Source organism: Brevundimonas sp. SS2672 (assembly GCF_059579685.1).
On the sequence record NZ_CM184201.1, the window covers coordinates 3154448 to 3168568 of the forward strand.

16 protein-coding genes are annotated in these 14121 nt (G+C 69.5%); 11 read left to right on the forward strand and 5 right to left on the reverse strand.

The window, feature by feature from the left end:
- The first annotated feature begins 3 nt into the window (after positions 1–3).
- A complete protein-coding gene (locus AC52GN_RS15835; protein WP_452111967.1) occupies positions 4–933 on the forward strand; it encodes a Gfo/Idh/MocA family oxidoreductase in 930 nt (309 codons plus the stop codon).
- Positions 934–943: 10 nt separating this feature from the next.
- On the opposite strand, the gene AC52GN_RS15840 is transcribed toward AC52GN_RS15835, so the two are convergent.
- Entirely contained in the window at positions 944–1399 is a 456-nt protein-coding gene (locus AC52GN_RS15840) for a MaoC family dehydratase (RefSeq protein ID WP_496527702.1), read from the reverse strand.
- 54 nt (positions 1400–1453) lie between these two features.
- Positions 1454–2428: a threonine ammonia-lyase gene (locus AC52GN_RS15845; RefSeq protein ID WP_496527703.1), complete on the reverse strand. Its 975-nt coding sequence runs from the start codon at positions 2426–2428 to the stop codon at positions 1454–1456.
- A 57-nt stretch (positions 2429–2485) separates the two neighbouring features.
- Between AC52GN_RS15845 and glpK the strand changes: the two genes are divergently transcribed.
- From glpK to AC52GN_RS15865, 4 genes are all read left to right on the forward strand, one after another.
- Complete coding sequence (glpK, locus tag AC52GN_RS15850) at positions 2486–3985, forward strand: glycerol kinase GlpK (protein ID WP_496527704.1); 1500 nt, start codon at positions 2486–2488, stop codon at positions 3983–3985.
- Entirely contained in the window at positions 3982–5070 is a 1089-nt protein-coding gene (locus AC52GN_RS15855; RefSeq protein ID WP_496527705.1) for a phosphotransferase family protein, read from the forward strand. Before glpK ends, AC52GN_RS15855 begins: the two co-directional genes overlap by 4 nt.
- Positions 5071–5159: 89 nt before the next feature.
- On the forward strand, positions 5160–5636 hold the full coding sequence (locus tag AC52GN_RS15860) for an Rrf2 family transcriptional regulator (protein WP_291780212.1): 477 nt from the start codon (positions 5160–5162) through the stop codon (positions 5634–5636).
- A 10-nt stretch (positions 5637–5646) separates the two neighbouring features.
- Positions 5647–6453 carry an SDR family NAD(P)-dependent oxidoreductase gene (locus tag AC52GN_RS15865; RefSeq protein WP_496527706.1) on the forward strand — a complete coding sequence of 269 codons (807 nt, stop codon included), beginning with the start codon at positions 5647–5649 and terminating at the stop codon, positions 6451–6453.
- A 3-nt stretch (positions 6454–6456) separates the two neighbouring features.
- Here AC52GN_RS15865 and AC52GN_RS15870 read toward each other — a convergent pair whose 3' ends face one another.
- Positions 6457–7155 carry a MarC family protein gene (locus AC52GN_RS15870; RefSeq protein WP_291780206.1) on the reverse strand — a complete coding sequence of 233 codons (699 nt, stop codon included), beginning with the start codon at positions 7153–7155 and terminating at the stop codon, positions 6457–6459.
- 97 nt (positions 7156–7252) lie between these two features.
- On the opposite strand from AC52GN_RS15870, the gene pyrF reads away from it, so the two are divergent.
- Complete coding sequence (gene pyrF, locus AC52GN_RS15875) at positions 7253–7987, forward strand: orotidine-5'-phosphate decarboxylase (RefSeq protein WP_496527707.1); 735 nt, start codon at positions 7253–7255, stop codon at positions 7985–7987.
- A gap of 80 nt (positions 7988–8067) precedes the next feature.
- Here the strand turns inward: pyrF and AC52GN_RS15880 are convergent, their stop codons facing one another.
- Both AC52GN_RS15880 and AC52GN_RS15885 read right to left on the reverse strand, forming a co-directional pair.
- A complete protein-coding gene (locus tag AC52GN_RS15880; RefSeq protein WP_496527708.1) occupies positions 8068–8895 on the reverse strand; it encodes a hypothetical protein in 828 nt (275 codons plus the stop codon).
- Positions 8896–9058: 163 nt separating this feature from the next.
- Positions 9059–9301: a DUF1674 domain-containing protein gene (locus AC52GN_RS15885; RefSeq protein WP_496527709.1), complete on the reverse strand. Its 243-nt coding sequence runs from the start codon at positions 9299–9301 to the stop codon at positions 9059–9061.
- Between the two features lie 98 nt (positions 9302–9399).
- Between AC52GN_RS15885 and htpX the strand changes: the two genes are divergently transcribed.
- The 5 genes from htpX to nusA all read left to right on the forward strand — a co-directional run bounded on the left by htpX (position 9400) and on the right by nusA (position 14118).
- Complete coding sequence (htpX, locus tag AC52GN_RS15890; RefSeq protein WP_496527710.1) at positions 9400–10368, forward strand: zinc metalloprotease HtpX; 969 nt, start codon at positions 9400–9402, stop codon at positions 10366–10368.
- A 57-nt stretch (positions 10369–10425) separates the two neighbouring features.
- Complete coding sequence (gene trmB / locus AC52GN_RS15895) at positions 10426–11154, forward strand: tRNA (guanosine(46)-N7)-methyltransferase TrmB (protein WP_496527711.1); 729 nt, start codon at positions 10426–10428, stop codon at positions 11152–11154.
- A 142-nt stretch (positions 11155–11296) separates the two neighbouring features.
- Positions 11297–11662 (forward strand): hypothetical protein, encoded by a 366-nt coding sequence (locus tag AC52GN_RS15900; RefSeq protein ID WP_496527712.1) that lies wholly within the window; start codon positions 11297–11299, stop codon positions 11660–11662.
- A 114-nt stretch (positions 11663–11776) separates the two neighbouring features.
- Entirely contained in the window at positions 11777–12385 is a 609-nt protein-coding gene (rimP, locus tag AC52GN_RS15905) for a ribosome maturation factor RimP (protein WP_496527713.1), read from the forward strand.
- Positions 12385–14118: a transcription termination factor NusA gene (gene nusA, locus AC52GN_RS15910; RefSeq protein ID WP_496527714.1), complete on the forward strand. Its 1734-nt coding sequence runs from the start codon at positions 12385–12387 to the stop codon at positions 14116–14118. The genes rimP and nusA overlap by 1 nt, the downstream gene beginning before the upstream one ends.
- The last annotated feature ends 3 nt before the right edge of the window (positions 14119–14121 follow it).

The window sequence follows — 14121 nt, forward strand, 5'->3', positions numbered from 1 at the left end:
CTCATGCCCCAGCAGACCCCCCTCAAGATCGGCGTCGCGGGCGCCGGCGTCATGGGCCGCAACCATGCGCGCGTCCTGTCCGAATTGCGCGACGTCGAGCTGACGACCGTCTTCGATCCCGACGCCGTGACGGCCGAGGGCGTGGCCGCCGCCTATGGCGCGACCGCCGTGACGACGGCCGAGGCCTTCGTGGCCGCCGGTCTGGACGCCGCCGTCATCGCCACGCCGAACCGCTATCACGCCGAACTCGGCGTGGCCCTGCTGAACGCCGGCGTGCATGTGCTGGTGGAAAAGCCGATCGCGGCCACGCTGGCCGACGCCCAGGCCATGATCGATGCGGCCAAGGCCAATGACCGCGTGCTGATGGTCGGCCATGTCGAGCGCTTCAACCCGGCGGTCGAGACGGTCAAGCGCGCCATCGACGGCGATGAGATCATCTCCATCCAGATCACCCGCGTCGGCCCCTTCCCGCCGCGCATGGGCGAGGTCGGGGTGGTCATCGACCTGGCCGTGCACGACATCGACATCATCCGCCACCTGACGGGGTCTGAGATGACCGAGGTCCAGTCGCTGCTGGGCCACACCCACGCCTCACGCGAGGATTCGGCCCTGCTGCAGTTCCGCATGGACAATGGGGTGATCGCCCACATCACCACCAACTGGGTCACGCCCTACAAGACCCGCGTCCTGCAGGTGGCGACCAAGAGCCGCTTCATCGTCGCCGATCTGATCACCCGCCAGGTGACGGAATTCTTCGGCCAGCAGCCGGACGGCTCATACTCCACGCGGATGCTGAACGCCTGGCCCGCCGAGCCGCTCAAGAAAGAGCACGAGGCCTTCATCCACGCCATCCGCACCGGCGAGACGGCGGCGGTCAGCGGCGAAGACGGCCTGCGCAATCTGGAAGTGGCGCTGAGGTGTCTGGGGGAGTGAGCGAAAGGCTTTAGGCCTTCACCACCTGCATCGTCAGCCATTCGGCGATCAGGGCGGGTTTGTCGCCGCCTTCGATCTCGACGGTCAGTTCGTGCTTCAGCAGCCAGCGGCCGTCCCCCTTGTCCTCGGCCGACAGCAGTTTGAAGCGGCCGCGCACGCGCGATCCCGACGGCGCCGGGGCGAGAAAGCGCAGGCGGTCGAAGCCGTAGTTCACCCCCATGACCAGATCATCCAGCGGGGCGATCGCGTCCATGCTCATCGCCGAGGCGAGGCTGAGGGTCAGGAAGCCGTGCGCGATGGTCCCGCCGAAGGGCGTCGCCTTGGCGCGCTCGGGATCGATGTGAATGAACTGCTCGTCCTCGGTCAGACCGGCGAAGGCGTCGATGCGCGCCTGATCCAGCGCGAACCAGCGGCTGACGCCGACCTCCTGTCCGATCAGGGACTGTAGTTTGCTGGCCTTGGTCATGTGACGCCCTCCCGTTTGCGCCAGCCTTGCGCAGGCAGGGAGCGGAGGCAAGGCCTACCCCTCGAAGCGTCCCTCGATGATCGTGCTGAACAGGCCGGGGTCGACGTTGCCGCCCGACAGGACGATGCCGGTCGTCAGGCCCCTTGCCTCGATCTTGCCCGAGAGCAGGGCGGCCAGGGACACGGCGCCGCCCGGCTCGATGACCAGCTTCAGCCAGCGGAAGGCGAAGCGCATGGCTTCGGCCACCTCGGCGTCGGTGACGGTCGCAGCGCCTGCGAGGCGGCGGTTGATCGGCCAGGTCAGCTCGCCCGGCATGGGCGCCATCAGGGCGTCGCAGATCGACGGCGACCCCTGCGGATGGGCGGTGCGCTGGCCCGCCTCCAGCGAGCGGCGGGTGTCGTCGAAGGCGTCGGGCTCGACCACGATGACGCGGGTGTCGGGGCTCTGTTCGGCCATGACCAGATTGATCCCGGCGATCAGTCCGCCGCCCGAGGCGCCGCACAGCAGCTGGTCCATCGGCACGCCCGCCTGCTCCAGCATCTCCAGCCCGACCGTGCCCTGGCCCTCGATGATGAAGGGATCGTCGAACGGCGGGACCAGCACCGAGCCGCGCTCGGCCGCGATCTCGGCGCCGATGGCCTCGCGGCTCTCGGTCCAGCGGTCGTAGAAGCGGACCTCGCCGCCGAAGGCGCGCACGCCCTCGACCTTCACCGTCGGGCTGTCGGACGGCATGACGATGACGGCGGGCGTGCCGATGGCCTTGGCGGCCGCCGCCACCCCTTGCGCGTGGTTGCCGGATGAATAGGCCACGACGCCGCGCGTCTTCTCTTCCTCGGTCAGGCGGCTGACGCGGTTATAGGCGCCGCGGAACTTGAAGGCGCCCGCCACCTGAAAGGTCTCGGTCTTCATCAGCACACGGCCGCCGACGGCTTCGTTCAGGGCCGGATGCTCGATCAGCGGCGTGCGGACGGCGGCGGGGGCGATCTGGCGGGCGGCGTCGACGACGCCTTCAAAGCTGGGCGTATGCATGGCTTCCCTCTTACGTCGCGGCGCAGGCTCTGCATAACTCACATCATGCAAGCAAATATGATCCTCGCCATCGACCAGGGCACGACCTCGACACGGGCGGTCGCGTTTGAAGTCTCGCCCGAGGGGGCCTTTCATGCGGTCGCCGTCAGCCAGATCGAGCTGGCGCAGCATTTTCCGCACTCCGGCTGGGTCGAGCATGACGCGGCCGAGATCTGGCGCGCGACGCTGCAGACCTGTCGCGAGGTGGTGCGCAAGGCGGGCGGCGTCGGCCGTTTCGCCGCCATCGGCATCACCAACCAGCGCGAGACTTCGGTGATCTGGGACGCAGCGACCGGCGAGCCCTTGCACCGCGCTATCGTCTGGCAGGACCGGCGCACGGCCGAGGCGACGGGCAAGCTGGCGGCGGCAGGGCATGAGGCCATGGTTCAGGCGGCGACGGGCCTGATCCTCGACCCCTATTTCTCGGCGTCCAAATACGCCTGGCTGCTGGACGCCGTGCCCGGCGCGCGCGAACGGGCGGCGCGCGGCGAGGTGAAGCTGGGCACGATCGACGCCTGGCTGATCTGGAAGCTGACCGGCGGCCAAAGCCATGTCACCGACGCCACCAACGCCAGCCGCACTAGCCTGATGGACCTGACGACCCGCACATGGCGCCCGGACCTGTGCGACCTGTTCGGCGTGCCGATGCAGGCCCTGCCGGAAATCCGCGACTGCGACGCCCTGCTGGGCGAGGCCGATCCCTCCCTGCTGGGACGCGCCCTGCCCATTCACGGTTCGGCGGGCGATCAGCACGCGGCGCTGGTCGGGCATGGGGCTCTGACGGCGGGGGACGCCAAGATCACCTATGGCACCGGCGCCTTTCTGGTGGCCAATGTCGGGGCGGCGCCCGTGGCCTCGACCTCGCGGCTGCTGGGGACGCTGGGCTATGCGGCAGGCGGTGAGGCGGCCTATGCGCTGGAGGGGTCCATCTTCTCGGCCGGGTCGGCGATCCAGTGGCTGCGCGACGGGCTGAAGGTGCTGTCGGATTCGCGCCAGTCCGAGGCCGTGGCCCAGTCGCTGACGGACAACGGAGGGGTCTATCTGGTCCCTGGCTTTACTGGCCTCGGCGCGCCCTGGTGGGAGCCGGAGGCGCGCGGAACCGTCGTCGGCCTGACCCGCGACAGCGGCCCGGCGCACATGGTCCGCGCCGCGCTGGAGAGCCTGGCCTATCAGACTCGCGACCTGCTGGACGCCCTGACGAAGGACGGAGCGCCGCCGCTGAAGCGACTCAAGGTCGACGGCGGCGTCACCGCCAACGCCTTCGCCATGCAGTTCGTCGCCGACATCTGCGAGGTCGAGGTCGAGCGCCCGGCCTTCCAGGAGATGACGGCCATGGGCGCGGCGCGGCTGGCGGCCTATGGCGTCGGCCTGACCGAGGCGCTGTGGACCGCCCCTGCCGAGGCGCCCGCCGTCTGGACCCCGCGCATGGGGGCCGAGGAGCGGGCGCGGCTGCTCAGGGGCTGGCGCGGCGCGGTCAGGGCCGCCATCATCGCCGCCCAGCCGGAGGAGGGGGAATGACCGAGGCCATGGACGCTCAGACATTGGACGCTCAGGCGGCCTTTTCGGGCACGCGCGAGGTGGACGACCGTCATCGGCTGGACGAGGCGACGTTGGACGCCTGGCTGGCGGCGAACGTCGAGGGCTACGCCGGGCCGCTGACCCTGCGCCAGTTCAAGGGCGGCCAGTCCAACCCGACCTATGAGCTGACCACGCCGGGCCGGACCTATGTCCTGCGCCGTAAGCCGCCGGGCGCGCTGCTGGCCAGCGCCCACGCGGTGGATCGGGAGTTCGCGGTGATCTCGGCCCTGCACGCCCAGGATTTTCCGGTCGCGCGACCCTATGCTCTGTGCACGGACGATGGCGTCATCGGTTCCGTCTTCTACGTCATGGAGAAGGTCGAGGGCCGCATCTTCTGGGACCTGAAGCTGCCGGGCCTGACCCCGCCGGAGCGCCGCGCCATCTATGACGCCCAGGTCGATACGCTGGCGGCCCTGCACCGACTGGAGCCCGACGCCGTCGGCCTGGCGGACTACGGCAAGGCGGGGAATTATTTCGCCCGCCAGGTGGGGCGCTGGACCAAGCAGTATCGCGCCTCGGAGATCGAACCGATCGGGGCCATGGACCGGCTGATCGCCTTCCTGCCCGAGAGCCTGCCGCCGGAGGGGCCGACGCGGATCGTGCACGGGGACTTCCGCCTCGACAATCTGATCCTCAATCCGGCCGAGGCGAAGGTGCGCGCGGTGCTGGACTGGGAGCTGTCGACCCTGGGCGACCCGATGGCGGACTTCTCCTATCTGCTGATCGCCTGGGTCATTCCGGCGACCTTGCGCAACGGCCTGGCCGGAGCGGACCTGGAGGCTCTGGGGATTCCCTCGGTCGCGGAGACGGTCGAACGCTATGCGCAGAAGACCGGGACGGCGGCGCCGACGAACCTGGACTGGCTGTTCGCCTACAACCTGTTTCGGCTGGCGGCCATCTGTCAGGGCATCGCCGGACGGGTGCGCGACGGGACCGCCGCCAGCGCCCATGCACGGGCCATGGCGGCCCAGGTCGGCCCGCTTTCGGACGCCGCCTGGGGCTTTGCGCGGAAGGCGGGCGCCTGAGCGGAGTCTTAATAAAACAGTTTTTGTTGCGGATTGATTTGTGAAACGGGTGCGGAAGGCCTACCTATCGGTCTGGAGCATGAACCCTGATGTCTGACAGCCAACGTTTTCCCGTCGCCGCCCACGCCCTGGCTTACCTGGCCCACAAGGGCGCCTATGCGGCGACCGAGGCCGAGCCGAGCGCCGTCCTGGCCGCCTCGGTGCCGACCAATCCGGTGGTGATCCGCCGGGTGACCGCCCTGCTGGCCAAGGCGGGCCTGATCGCGACGCGCCCTGGCGCGTCCGGCGGGTCGTGGCTGCTGCGGCGGCCCGAAACCATCTGCCTGGACGAGGTGCTGAGGGCGGTGAACGGCTGCGCCCATCTGGGATCGCCGCCCGCCGGGGCCAAGGGCTGTCCGGTCGGCGAACATATTCCGCGCCAGGTGGCCAAGGCCCTGACGGCGGCCGATCAGGCGGCGGGCGCGGCCCTGTCGAAGATCACCATCGCCGACCTGCTGGAAGAGGACCCCGAGGTGCTGCGGGCCTTTGCGCCGCATCCGGCCTGTCCCAACGCCGACGCGGCCTGACGAGGCGGCCTTGGGGGAGGGGCGCCGCACCATCCTGATCACCGGGGCCTCGGCCGGCATCGGCGCGGCCCTGGCGCGCGTCTGCGCGGCGCGAGGTTATGACCTGATCCTGACCGCCCGCCGCGAGGGGCCGCTCCAGGCCCTGGCCGAGGATCTGGCCGCTGCGCACGGCGTCGATGCGACCGCCGTCGTCGCCGATCTGGCCGAGCCGAATGCGCCTGCGCGATTGTTCGACGCGATCGCGGCGCGCGGCCTGCGCGTCGACGGTCTGGTCAACAACGCCGGCTTCAGCCGCACCACCGGCTTCCTCGCCACCGATCCGGCCAACCACGCCGCCATGATCCGGGTCATGCTGACCGCGCCGGTCGAGCTGTCGCGTCTGGCGCTGCCGGACATGGTCGCGCGCGGCTGGGGCCGGGTGCTGAACGTGGCCTCCCTGGCGGGGCAGATGCCGGCGACGGGCGGCGACACCCTGTACGGCCCGATCAAGAGTTTCCTGATCAAGGCGTCGCAGGGGCTGTGGCTGGAGACGCAGGGGACGGGGGTGAACGTCACCGCCCTGTGCCCCGGCTACACCTACACCGAATTCCACGACGTCAACGGCTCGCGCGCGCAGGTCTCGGCCGCCTATCCCAAATGGATGTGGATGGACGCCGACCGCGTGGCCCGCATCGGCTGGGACGCGGTCGAGGCGAACCGGCCGCGCGTGACGCCGGGCGTCGCCAACAACGTCCTGGCGGCGCTGGGCGGGCTGCTGCCTGACGCCCTGGCGCTGAAGATGGTCGGCGGCCACGCCAGGCGGCTGGACCGCCTCTGAGGGTTAGTGCCCGCCGGAGGGGTAGGGGGTGGTGACGCCCGCGCTGAACATCCCCGGCAGGGCCTCGCCCAGACCCATCAGGATGAACTGGATCGCCAGGGCGCACAGGATCAGGCCTAGCACCCGCACCACGATGGCCATGCCGACGTCGCCCAACAGGCGGCTGATCGGGCCGGTGGCCGAGAAGCACAGGAAGGTCACGACGCAGGCGGCCCCCATGGCGATCAGGGAGGCCACGGTGCCGGCCAGACCCAGCTTGGCCGCCTCGCCCGCCTGGATGATGATGGCGGAGATGGCGCCTGGGCCGATCATCAGGGGAATGGCGAAGGGCACGATCAGCCGCTTGAAGCGGCGTTTGGCGTAGCCGCGAACATCCTTGGCGTCCGTCGCGGCGTCGGCGTCGGCGAAGATGGCGAGGAAGTCTTCGCGCGCCATGTCGAGGCCCAGCAGCAGCAGCAGGATGCCGCCGGCGATGCGGAAGGCGGCGAGCGAAATGCCGAAGAACTGCAGCAGCCCCAGGCCGGTGAAGAAGAAAAAGCCGAGGAAGACGACGGCGAACAGGCAGATCATGGCCGAGACCGAAATCCGCTGGCGCAGGGAGGCGCCCGCCGTGGCCGCCGCGAAGATCGGCACGTTGCCGATGGGGTCCAGCAAGGCGAACAGCGCCACGAACAGGTTGACCCCCAGATCGACCGCGTTCATTGCTTCCCCTTGCCCTGAAAACCCGCCGCGCGACCGCGACACCTCGCCCCACCTATCGGGGCATCCGCGCGCGCCTGCAAGCCGCCGAGAGCCGGAAATGTCCGAAGTCCATTCTGTTGACCTGGCCAATCGCCCCTTCGACCCGCGCGTCATCTGCGCCCTGGACGTGCCGACGACCGATGAGGCGCGCGCCCTGGTCGAGCGGATCGGCGACGCCGTGGGCTTCTACAAGGTGGGGCTGCAGCTGTTCGCCTCGGACGGCATGGGTCTGGCGCGCGAGCTGAAGGCGTCGGGCGCCCAGGTGTTTCTGGACTGGAAGCTGCACGACATCGGCGCGACGGTGGAGAAGGCGGCGGCGGTGCTGGCGAACGCAGGCTGCGACCTGCTGACCGTCCACGCCCGGCCCCAGGTGATGGCGGCGGCGGCGCGCGGCGCGGCGGGATCGGATCTGAAGATCCTGGGCGTCACCGTCCTGACCAGCCTGACGGACGAGGATCTCAAGGCGGACGATCACAGCCTGTCGGCGGGGGAGCTGGTGGAGCAGCGGGTGCGTCAGGCGCTGGAGGCGGGAATTCACGGCGTGGTCTCCAGCCCGCATGAAGCGGGCGGGGCGCGTGCGATCGCCCGGGCGGCGGGGCGCGAGGATTTTCTGATCGTGACGCCGGGCGTGCGGCCCGCGGGGGCGGCGATGGACGATCAGGCGCGCGCGGCGACCCCGGCCGGCGCTCTGGAAGCCGGCGCCACCCATCTGGTCATCGGCCGACCGATCACGGCTGTCGCCGATCCGCGCGCGGCGGCCCAGGCGATCACGCAGGAGATCGCCCTGATTTGAGAGCAAGCTCCTGATCCGCAAGGGATCGTGCTTCACGTGAAACAGAAAGGGCGGCGTCCGGAGGCGCCGCCCTTGTCGTATCAGCCGCGTTCGCCGCGTTCCTGACGGTAAGGCCGTTCGGTGGGCGACGGCGGAGGCGGCGGGGCAGGCGGCACGGCGTAGTAGCCCTGCTCGAAATTGACCACCGGCGGGGCCGTTTCGACGCGCGGCGGCTCGACATAGACGTCAGGGCGAGCGACCTCGACCTGGGCCGGGGCGATGCGCACGTCGGCGGGCGCGACATGGACCGGCGGCGGCGAGACATGCACGCGGGCCGGTTCGACGTAGACGGGGGCCGGCTGCACATAGACCGGCGGCGATTCCACGTAGACGGGCGGCTGCGAGACATAGACCGGGGGCTGGCTGACGTAGATCGGCTCGGAGCGGTAGCGCACCGGTTGGGGCGGGGGACCGCAGCGGCCGCAGTCCTGGCCGTAACCGCCCTGATAATAGCCTTGCTGATAGCCGCCGCCGTACTGACCGCCGCTGTACTGGCCGCCGTAGCCGCCATAGCCGTAGCGGGCCCAGGGGTAGCGGCCGTAGCCGTCGACCGGATAGCCGAAGGGCATGGAGCGGGTGACGCCGGAATAGGCGTAGCCGCCGTGCTGGATCGGCGGTTGCGACGGGGCGATCACGACCGGCGGGCGAACCCCGGCGCCGCCGTAGCCGTAACCATAGCCGTAGCTCTCGATCGGGCCGTAGCCGCCCTGCCAGCCGGTGTCGCTGTACCAGGTCTGGGCGCGGCTCTGCACCACGGGACCGCGGGCGTAGCCGGCGGCGGCGTTGTAACGGGCGCCGGCCTGATGGGCCTCGGCGGCGCCGGCGATGAGGACCGCCGCGCCGGCGGCGGCGTAGAATAGAGCCTTCATGGCTGCGCTCCTTGTTTCGGCCGCAAAGGTTAATGCGGATCTCGCCGGAGCGTTCATTATTCTCCCATCAAGGGAACCGGAGCGGGAAGAGCGCCGCCGCACGCCCAGCGATGGCGCCGATCAAGCTCAAGCAGCGAGCCGCCGCGCGGCGAGCGATAGCGCTCTAAAAGTCCACCGCCAGCCCCTTCTTCTCCCAGTCGCCGAAGCGGGTCGGCTCGGGACCCTTGCGGCCGCCGACCTCATGGGGAAGGGCGTCGGCCGCCTCAGCGGCGCGGCGCTCGGCCGCTTCCAGCAGGGCGCGGCGGGCGGCCTCGCTCAGCGGGCGCTCGGGCGTGGCGTGGGGCACGTCCGTGTTGAAGACTTCCTCAGGGGAGGATCTCGATCGGGGGGTGGGCTGTTCGGTCACAGGTCGCCTGCCTTGAGAGCGGGGATACTGCGGCTCAAATAGACGTTCAGGCCGAACACGCCACCCCCTGAAGCCCGTTAGCTCGTCCGAACGCCCGCATGAACCATCTGAAGACCTTCGCCCTGCTGGCCGTGATGACCGCCCTGTTCATGGGGATCGGCTATCTGATCGGCGGCGCGACCGGCATGGCCGTCGCCCTGGTCGTGGCGGCGGGGATGAATCTGTTTTCCTATTGGAACGCGGACAAGATCGTCCTGAAGATGTACCGCGCCCAGCCGGTGGACGAGACCCACCCCAACGCCGTGGTGCGCGCCTATGTCGCCGATGTGAAACAGATGGCGCAGGATGCGGGCCTGCCGCAGCCCAACATCACCATCATCCCGAACGATCAGCCGAACGCCTTCGCCACGGGGCGCAATCCCCAGAACGCGGCCGTGGCGGCGACGACGGGCCTGCTGGACATGCTGACGCGCGACGAAATCCGCGGCGTGATGGCGCATGAACTGGCCCATGTGAAGAACCGCGACACCCTGACCATGACGGTCACGGCGACGGTGGCGGGCGCCATCGCCATGCTGGCCAACTTCGCCCTGTTCTTCGGCGGCGGCGATGATCGCGAACGGCCGGGCGGCATGATCGGGACTATCGCCCTGATGCTGCTGGCGCCGATGGCGGCGGGCCTGGTGCAGATGGCCATCAGCCGCACGCGCGAATACGAGGCCGACCGCGTCGGCGCCGAGATCGCCAACGACCCGCAGGCCCTGGCCTCGGCCCTGCAGAAGATCGAGGCCTATGCGCGCGGGGCGGTGAACGCCCCGGCCGAGCGCAATCCGGCCACGGCCCATATGTTCATCATCAATCCGCTGAACGGCAAGGGGGCGGACAATCTGTTCTCGACCCACCCGGCCACCGGCAACCGCGTGCGCGCCCTGATGGAGCTGGGCGCGAAGATGGGCATGGGCGGGCGCGTGCGTCCGGCGCCGGCCTTCGCCTCCACGCCGGCTCGGACCAGCGTGCCGACGACCGACGACGGCCCTGCGGCGTCCCCGCGCGGGCCGTGGGGCTGAGCCCTCCGCAAGGACGGGGCTTTGCGTGCGCGGGCTTAAGCCGCTAGAGCGCGCGCCATGACCGACGAGACCGACCCCAAGCCGTCCGACGCCGACCGCCCCGAGTGGGCTCGGGCGCATGGCCCGCTGCGCTCCTTCGGACGCATCAAGTCGCGGCCGATCAAGGCGAAGCAGGCGGCCCTGTTCGACACCCTGATGCCGCGCATCGCCGTGCCGGATCCGGCCAAGGGGCCGATCGACCCGCTGGCCCTGATGCCGGATGCGAAAGCGGCGTGGCTGGAGATCGGCTTCGGCGGCGGCGAGCATCTGGCGGCCCAGGCGGCGCGTCATCCCGAGGCGGTGATGATCGGCTGCGAGCCCTTTCTGAACGGCGTGGCCTCGGCCCTGCGTCACGTCGAGGAGGGCGGGCTTGAGAACGTGCGCCTGCACGCCGACGACGCCCGCGCGGTGATGGCGGCCCTGCCGGACGCTTCGCTGGACCGGGTGATGATCCTGTTCCCCGACCCCTGGCATAAGGCGCGCCACAACAAGCGCCGCTTCCTGCAGGACGAGACAGCGGTGGAGATCGCCCGCCTGCTGAAGCCGGGCGGCCGGGTGCGCTTCGTCACTGACTGGCTGGACTACGCCGACTGGGCGCTGGAGCGGCTGGCGCGCACGCCGGGTCTGACGCGCATCGAGACGGGCGCCGACTGGTTCGCCGCGCCCGAAGACCACGTCGTCACCCGCTATGAGGAAAAGAAGCTGGGCGACACGACGCCGGTCTTCCTCGAGTTCGTGCGGAGTTAAAGCGATGGGCGAGGGGCGGTCAGTGTCTGGAACGGCTGATCCCCACTGGCCCCAGCTTCTGCTCTGCGTCGTGCTCGCTCCAGTGTTGTCGGCGATCTTTTACGGCCTGGCGAGGCGTCTGGCGGGCGTCCCGGATACATTGATGATGTTGTCGCCGTTCGTCTGGATGTTTGTGCTGTTTTACGGCCTCATCCCATCACTTCTGTTCGGGAGCTTCGGCTGCATTTTGGCTGAGCGCTTCCTGTCGACGGCGTCGGTGACTGCGTGGAGCGTAGCGGGCGCTCTGGCGGCGTCGGCCTATGTAGCGGCTTCGCTGGGGGCGGCGGCGCTAGGACTGGAAGCGCTGGGCTTTTTCGCGCCCTGGAAAGTTGTCGAAGCCGGCAAGGACGCGCTGGGGATGGACGGCTGGGCCGCGCCGGCCTGCATTATTCTGGCGGGGTTCGCTGTAGGGGCGCTTTATCGCTGGCTGTCGAGGCGGCGAACGGCGAGGGTGTCGGCAGGGGGCTGACACGGCCCCCGCTTTCGCCTATATGACCGCTCACATCGTTAGACCGGCGTCCAACGGCGTCGTTTCAAGCGGCGGCCCGGACGGTCCGTCGCTTTTGTTTTCTGGAGTATCCGCTTGCGGGCCAAGACCGCCGAAGACCGCGCTCTGCTGGAGCTGATCGACCCTGTGGCCGAGAGCCTGGGGCTGGCGGTCGTGCGCGTGCGCCTGATGGGCGGGACGCTGCGGCGTCGGCTGCAGATCATGGCCGAGCGCCAGGCCGACCACGACATCTCGGTCGAGGAATGCGCCCGCCTGTCGCGCGCCGTGTCCGAGGTGCTGGACGCCGCCGACCCGATCGCGGGCGAGTATCTGCTGGAAGTCTCTTCGCCCGGCATCGACCGGCCGCTGACGCGCCTGATCGACTTCGACCTGTTCGAGGGGCTTGAGGCGCGCCTCGAGACCGACCGGATGGTCGAGGGCCGCAAGCGCTTCAAGGGCCTGCTGGCCGGAACCGAGGGCGAGGACGTCGCCATCGATCTGGAGGGCGAGGACGAGACCGCCCTGATCCCCTTCGCCTGGCTGGCCGACGCCAAGCTGGTGCTGACCGACGAACTGCTGAAGCGCGGCGCCGCCCTGCGCGCAGCGCGCGGCGAACCCGAAGACGACGGCCTGCCCCAAGATACGTCTGGGGGCGCGCCCGAGCCTGAACAATCCAACCCAGACTCCACCAAGGACGACGCCTGATGGCCGTGACCGGAATCTCCGCCAACCGCCTGGAACTGCTCTCCATCGCCGACGCTGTCGCGCGCGAGAAGAGCATCGACCGGGAGATCGTCATCGAGGCGATCGAGGAAGCGATCCAGAAGGGCGCCAAGTCGCGCTATGGCGCGCACCACGACATCCGCGCCAAGATCGACCACAAGACCGGCGAGCTGAGCCTGACCCGCCACGTCACCATCGTCGCCGACGACTGGCAGCCGGAAGACGAGCTGGAAGAGTTCAACGACAGCGCCATGGTGCGTCTGCGCGACGCCCTGAAGCGCGACCCCGAGGCCGAGGTCGGCAAGGAGTACGTCGAGGTCCTGCCGCCGTTCGAGTTCGGCCGCGTCCAGACCCAGATGGCTCGCCAGGTCGTGACCGGAAAGGTCCGCGAGGCCGAGCGCGCCAACCAGTACGAAGAGTTCAAGGACCGCGTCGGCGAGATCGTCAACGGCACGGTCAAGCGCGTCGAATACGGCAACACCATCGTCGACCTGGGCCGTGGCGAAGGCATCATGCGCCGCGACCAGTCGATCCCGCGCGAGGTGTTCAATATCGGCGACCGCGTCCGCACCTACATCTATGACGTGCGCCCGGAGGCCAAGGGCCCGCAGGTCATGCTGTCGCGCGCCCACCCCGGCTTCATGGCCAAGCTGTTCGCCCAGGAAGTGCCGGAGGTCTATGACGGCGTGATCGAGATCCGCGCCGCCGCCCGCGACGCCGGTTCTCGCGCCAAGATGGCCGTGCTGTCGAACGACTCCTCGATCGATCCGGTCGGCGCCTGCGTCGGCATGCGCGGTTCGCGCGTGCAGGCGGTCGTCGCCGAGCTGCAGGGCGAGAAGATCGACATCATCCAGTGGAACGAGGACGAGCCGACCTTCATCGTCAACGCCCTGGCTCCGGCCGAAGTCTCCAAGGTGGTGCTGGACGAAGAGGCCGACCGCGTCGAGGTGGTGGTGCCTGACGAACAGCTGTCGCTGGCCATCGGCCGTCGCGGCCAGAACGTCCGTCTGGCCTCGCAGCTGACCGGCTGGCAGATCGACATCATCACCGAAGCCCAGGACTCCGAGCGCCGTCAGCGCGAGTTCGCCGAGCGCACCTCCCTGTTCCAGGAAGCCCTGGACGTGGACGAGACCATCGCTCAGCTGCTGGTCACCGAAGGCTTCGCCACGGTCGAGGACCTGGCCTTCGTCGAGCCCTATGAGATCTCCGAGATCGAAGGCTTCGACGAGGATACCGCCGAAGAGCTGCAGACCCGCGCCCGCGAGCACCTGGAGCGTCAGGCCGCCGAACTGGACGCCAAGCGCGTGGCCCTGGGCGTCGAGGACGGCGTTCTGGACGTGCCGGGCGTGACCGCCGCCATCGCCGTCGCCCTGGGCGAAGGCGGGGTGAAGACGGTCGAGGACCTGGCCGACCTGGCCACCGACGAGATCCGCGGCGGCTACGAAGTGCGCGGCGGCGAGCGGGTCAAGGTTCCGGGCGTGCTGGAAAGCTTCAACCTGAGCCAGGAAGACGCCGAAATGCTGATCCTGCAGGCCCGCGTGGCCGCCGGCTGGATCGACGCTTCGGAACTGCCCCAGCCGGAATACGTCGAGGAAGAGGCGTATGAGGGCGAGGGCGAAGGCGAGCTCGACGGCGAAGGCCAGGAAGAGGTCGTCGCCGAGGCTGACGCGGAGGTCGCTTCGGACGACCTCGACGACCAGTCCCGCGACATGTGATGG

What these genes read in the sequence shown, in the direction of transcription:
- AC52GN_RS15835 (WP_452111967.1), top strand. Translation starts at nt 4, where the DNA reads ATGCCCCAGCAGACCCCCCTCAAGATCGGCGTCGCGGGCGCCGGCGTC.
- AC52GN_RS15840 (WP_496527702.1), bottom strand. Translation starts at nt 1,399, where the DNA reads ATGACCAAGGCCAGCAAACTACAGTCCCTGATCGGACAGGAGGTCGGC.
- AC52GN_RS15845 (WP_496527703.1), bottom strand. Translation starts at nt 2,428, where the DNA reads ATGCATACGCCCAGCTTTGAAGGCGTCGTCGACGCCGCCCGCCAGATC.
- glpK (WP_496527704.1), top strand. Translation starts at nt 2,486, where the DNA reads ATGATCCTCGCCATCGACCAGGGCACGACCTCGACACGGGCGGTCGCG.
- AC52GN_RS15855 (WP_496527705.1), top strand. Translation starts at nt 3,982, where the DNA reads ATGACCGAGGCCATGGACGCTCAGACATTGGACGCTCAGGCGGCCTTT.
- AC52GN_RS15860 (WP_291780212.1), top strand. Translation starts at nt 5,160, where the DNA reads ATGTCTGACAGCCAACGTTTTCCCGTCGCCGCCCACGCCCTGGCTTAC.
- AC52GN_RS15870 (WP_291780206.1), bottom strand. Translation starts at nt 7,155, where the DNA reads ATGAACGCGGTCGATCTGGGGGTCAACCTGTTCGTGGCGCTGTTCGCC.
- pyrF (WP_496527707.1), top strand. Translation starts at nt 7,253, where the DNA reads ATGTCCGAAGTCCATTCTGTTGACCTGGCCAATCGCCCCTTCGACCCG.
- AC52GN_RS15880 (WP_496527708.1), bottom strand. Translation starts at nt 8,895, where the DNA reads ATGAAGGCTCTATTCTACGCCGCCGCCGGCGCGGCGGTCCTCATCGCC.
- htpX (WP_496527710.1), top strand. Translation starts at nt 9,400, where the DNA reads ATGAACCATCTGAAGACCTTCGCCCTGCTGGCCGTGATGACCGCCCTG.
- trmB (WP_496527711.1), top strand. Translation starts at nt 10,426, where the DNA reads ATGACCGACGAGACCGACCCCAAGCCGTCCGACGCCGACCGCCCCGAG.
- AC52GN_RS15900 (WP_496527712.1), top strand. Translation starts at nt 11,297, where the DNA reads ATGATGTTGTCGCCGTTCGTCTGGATGTTTGTGCTGTTTTACGGCCTC.
- nusA (WP_496527714.1), top strand. Translation starts at nt 12,385, where the DNA reads ATGGCCGTGACCGGAATCTCCGCCAACCGCCTGGAACTGCTCTCCATC.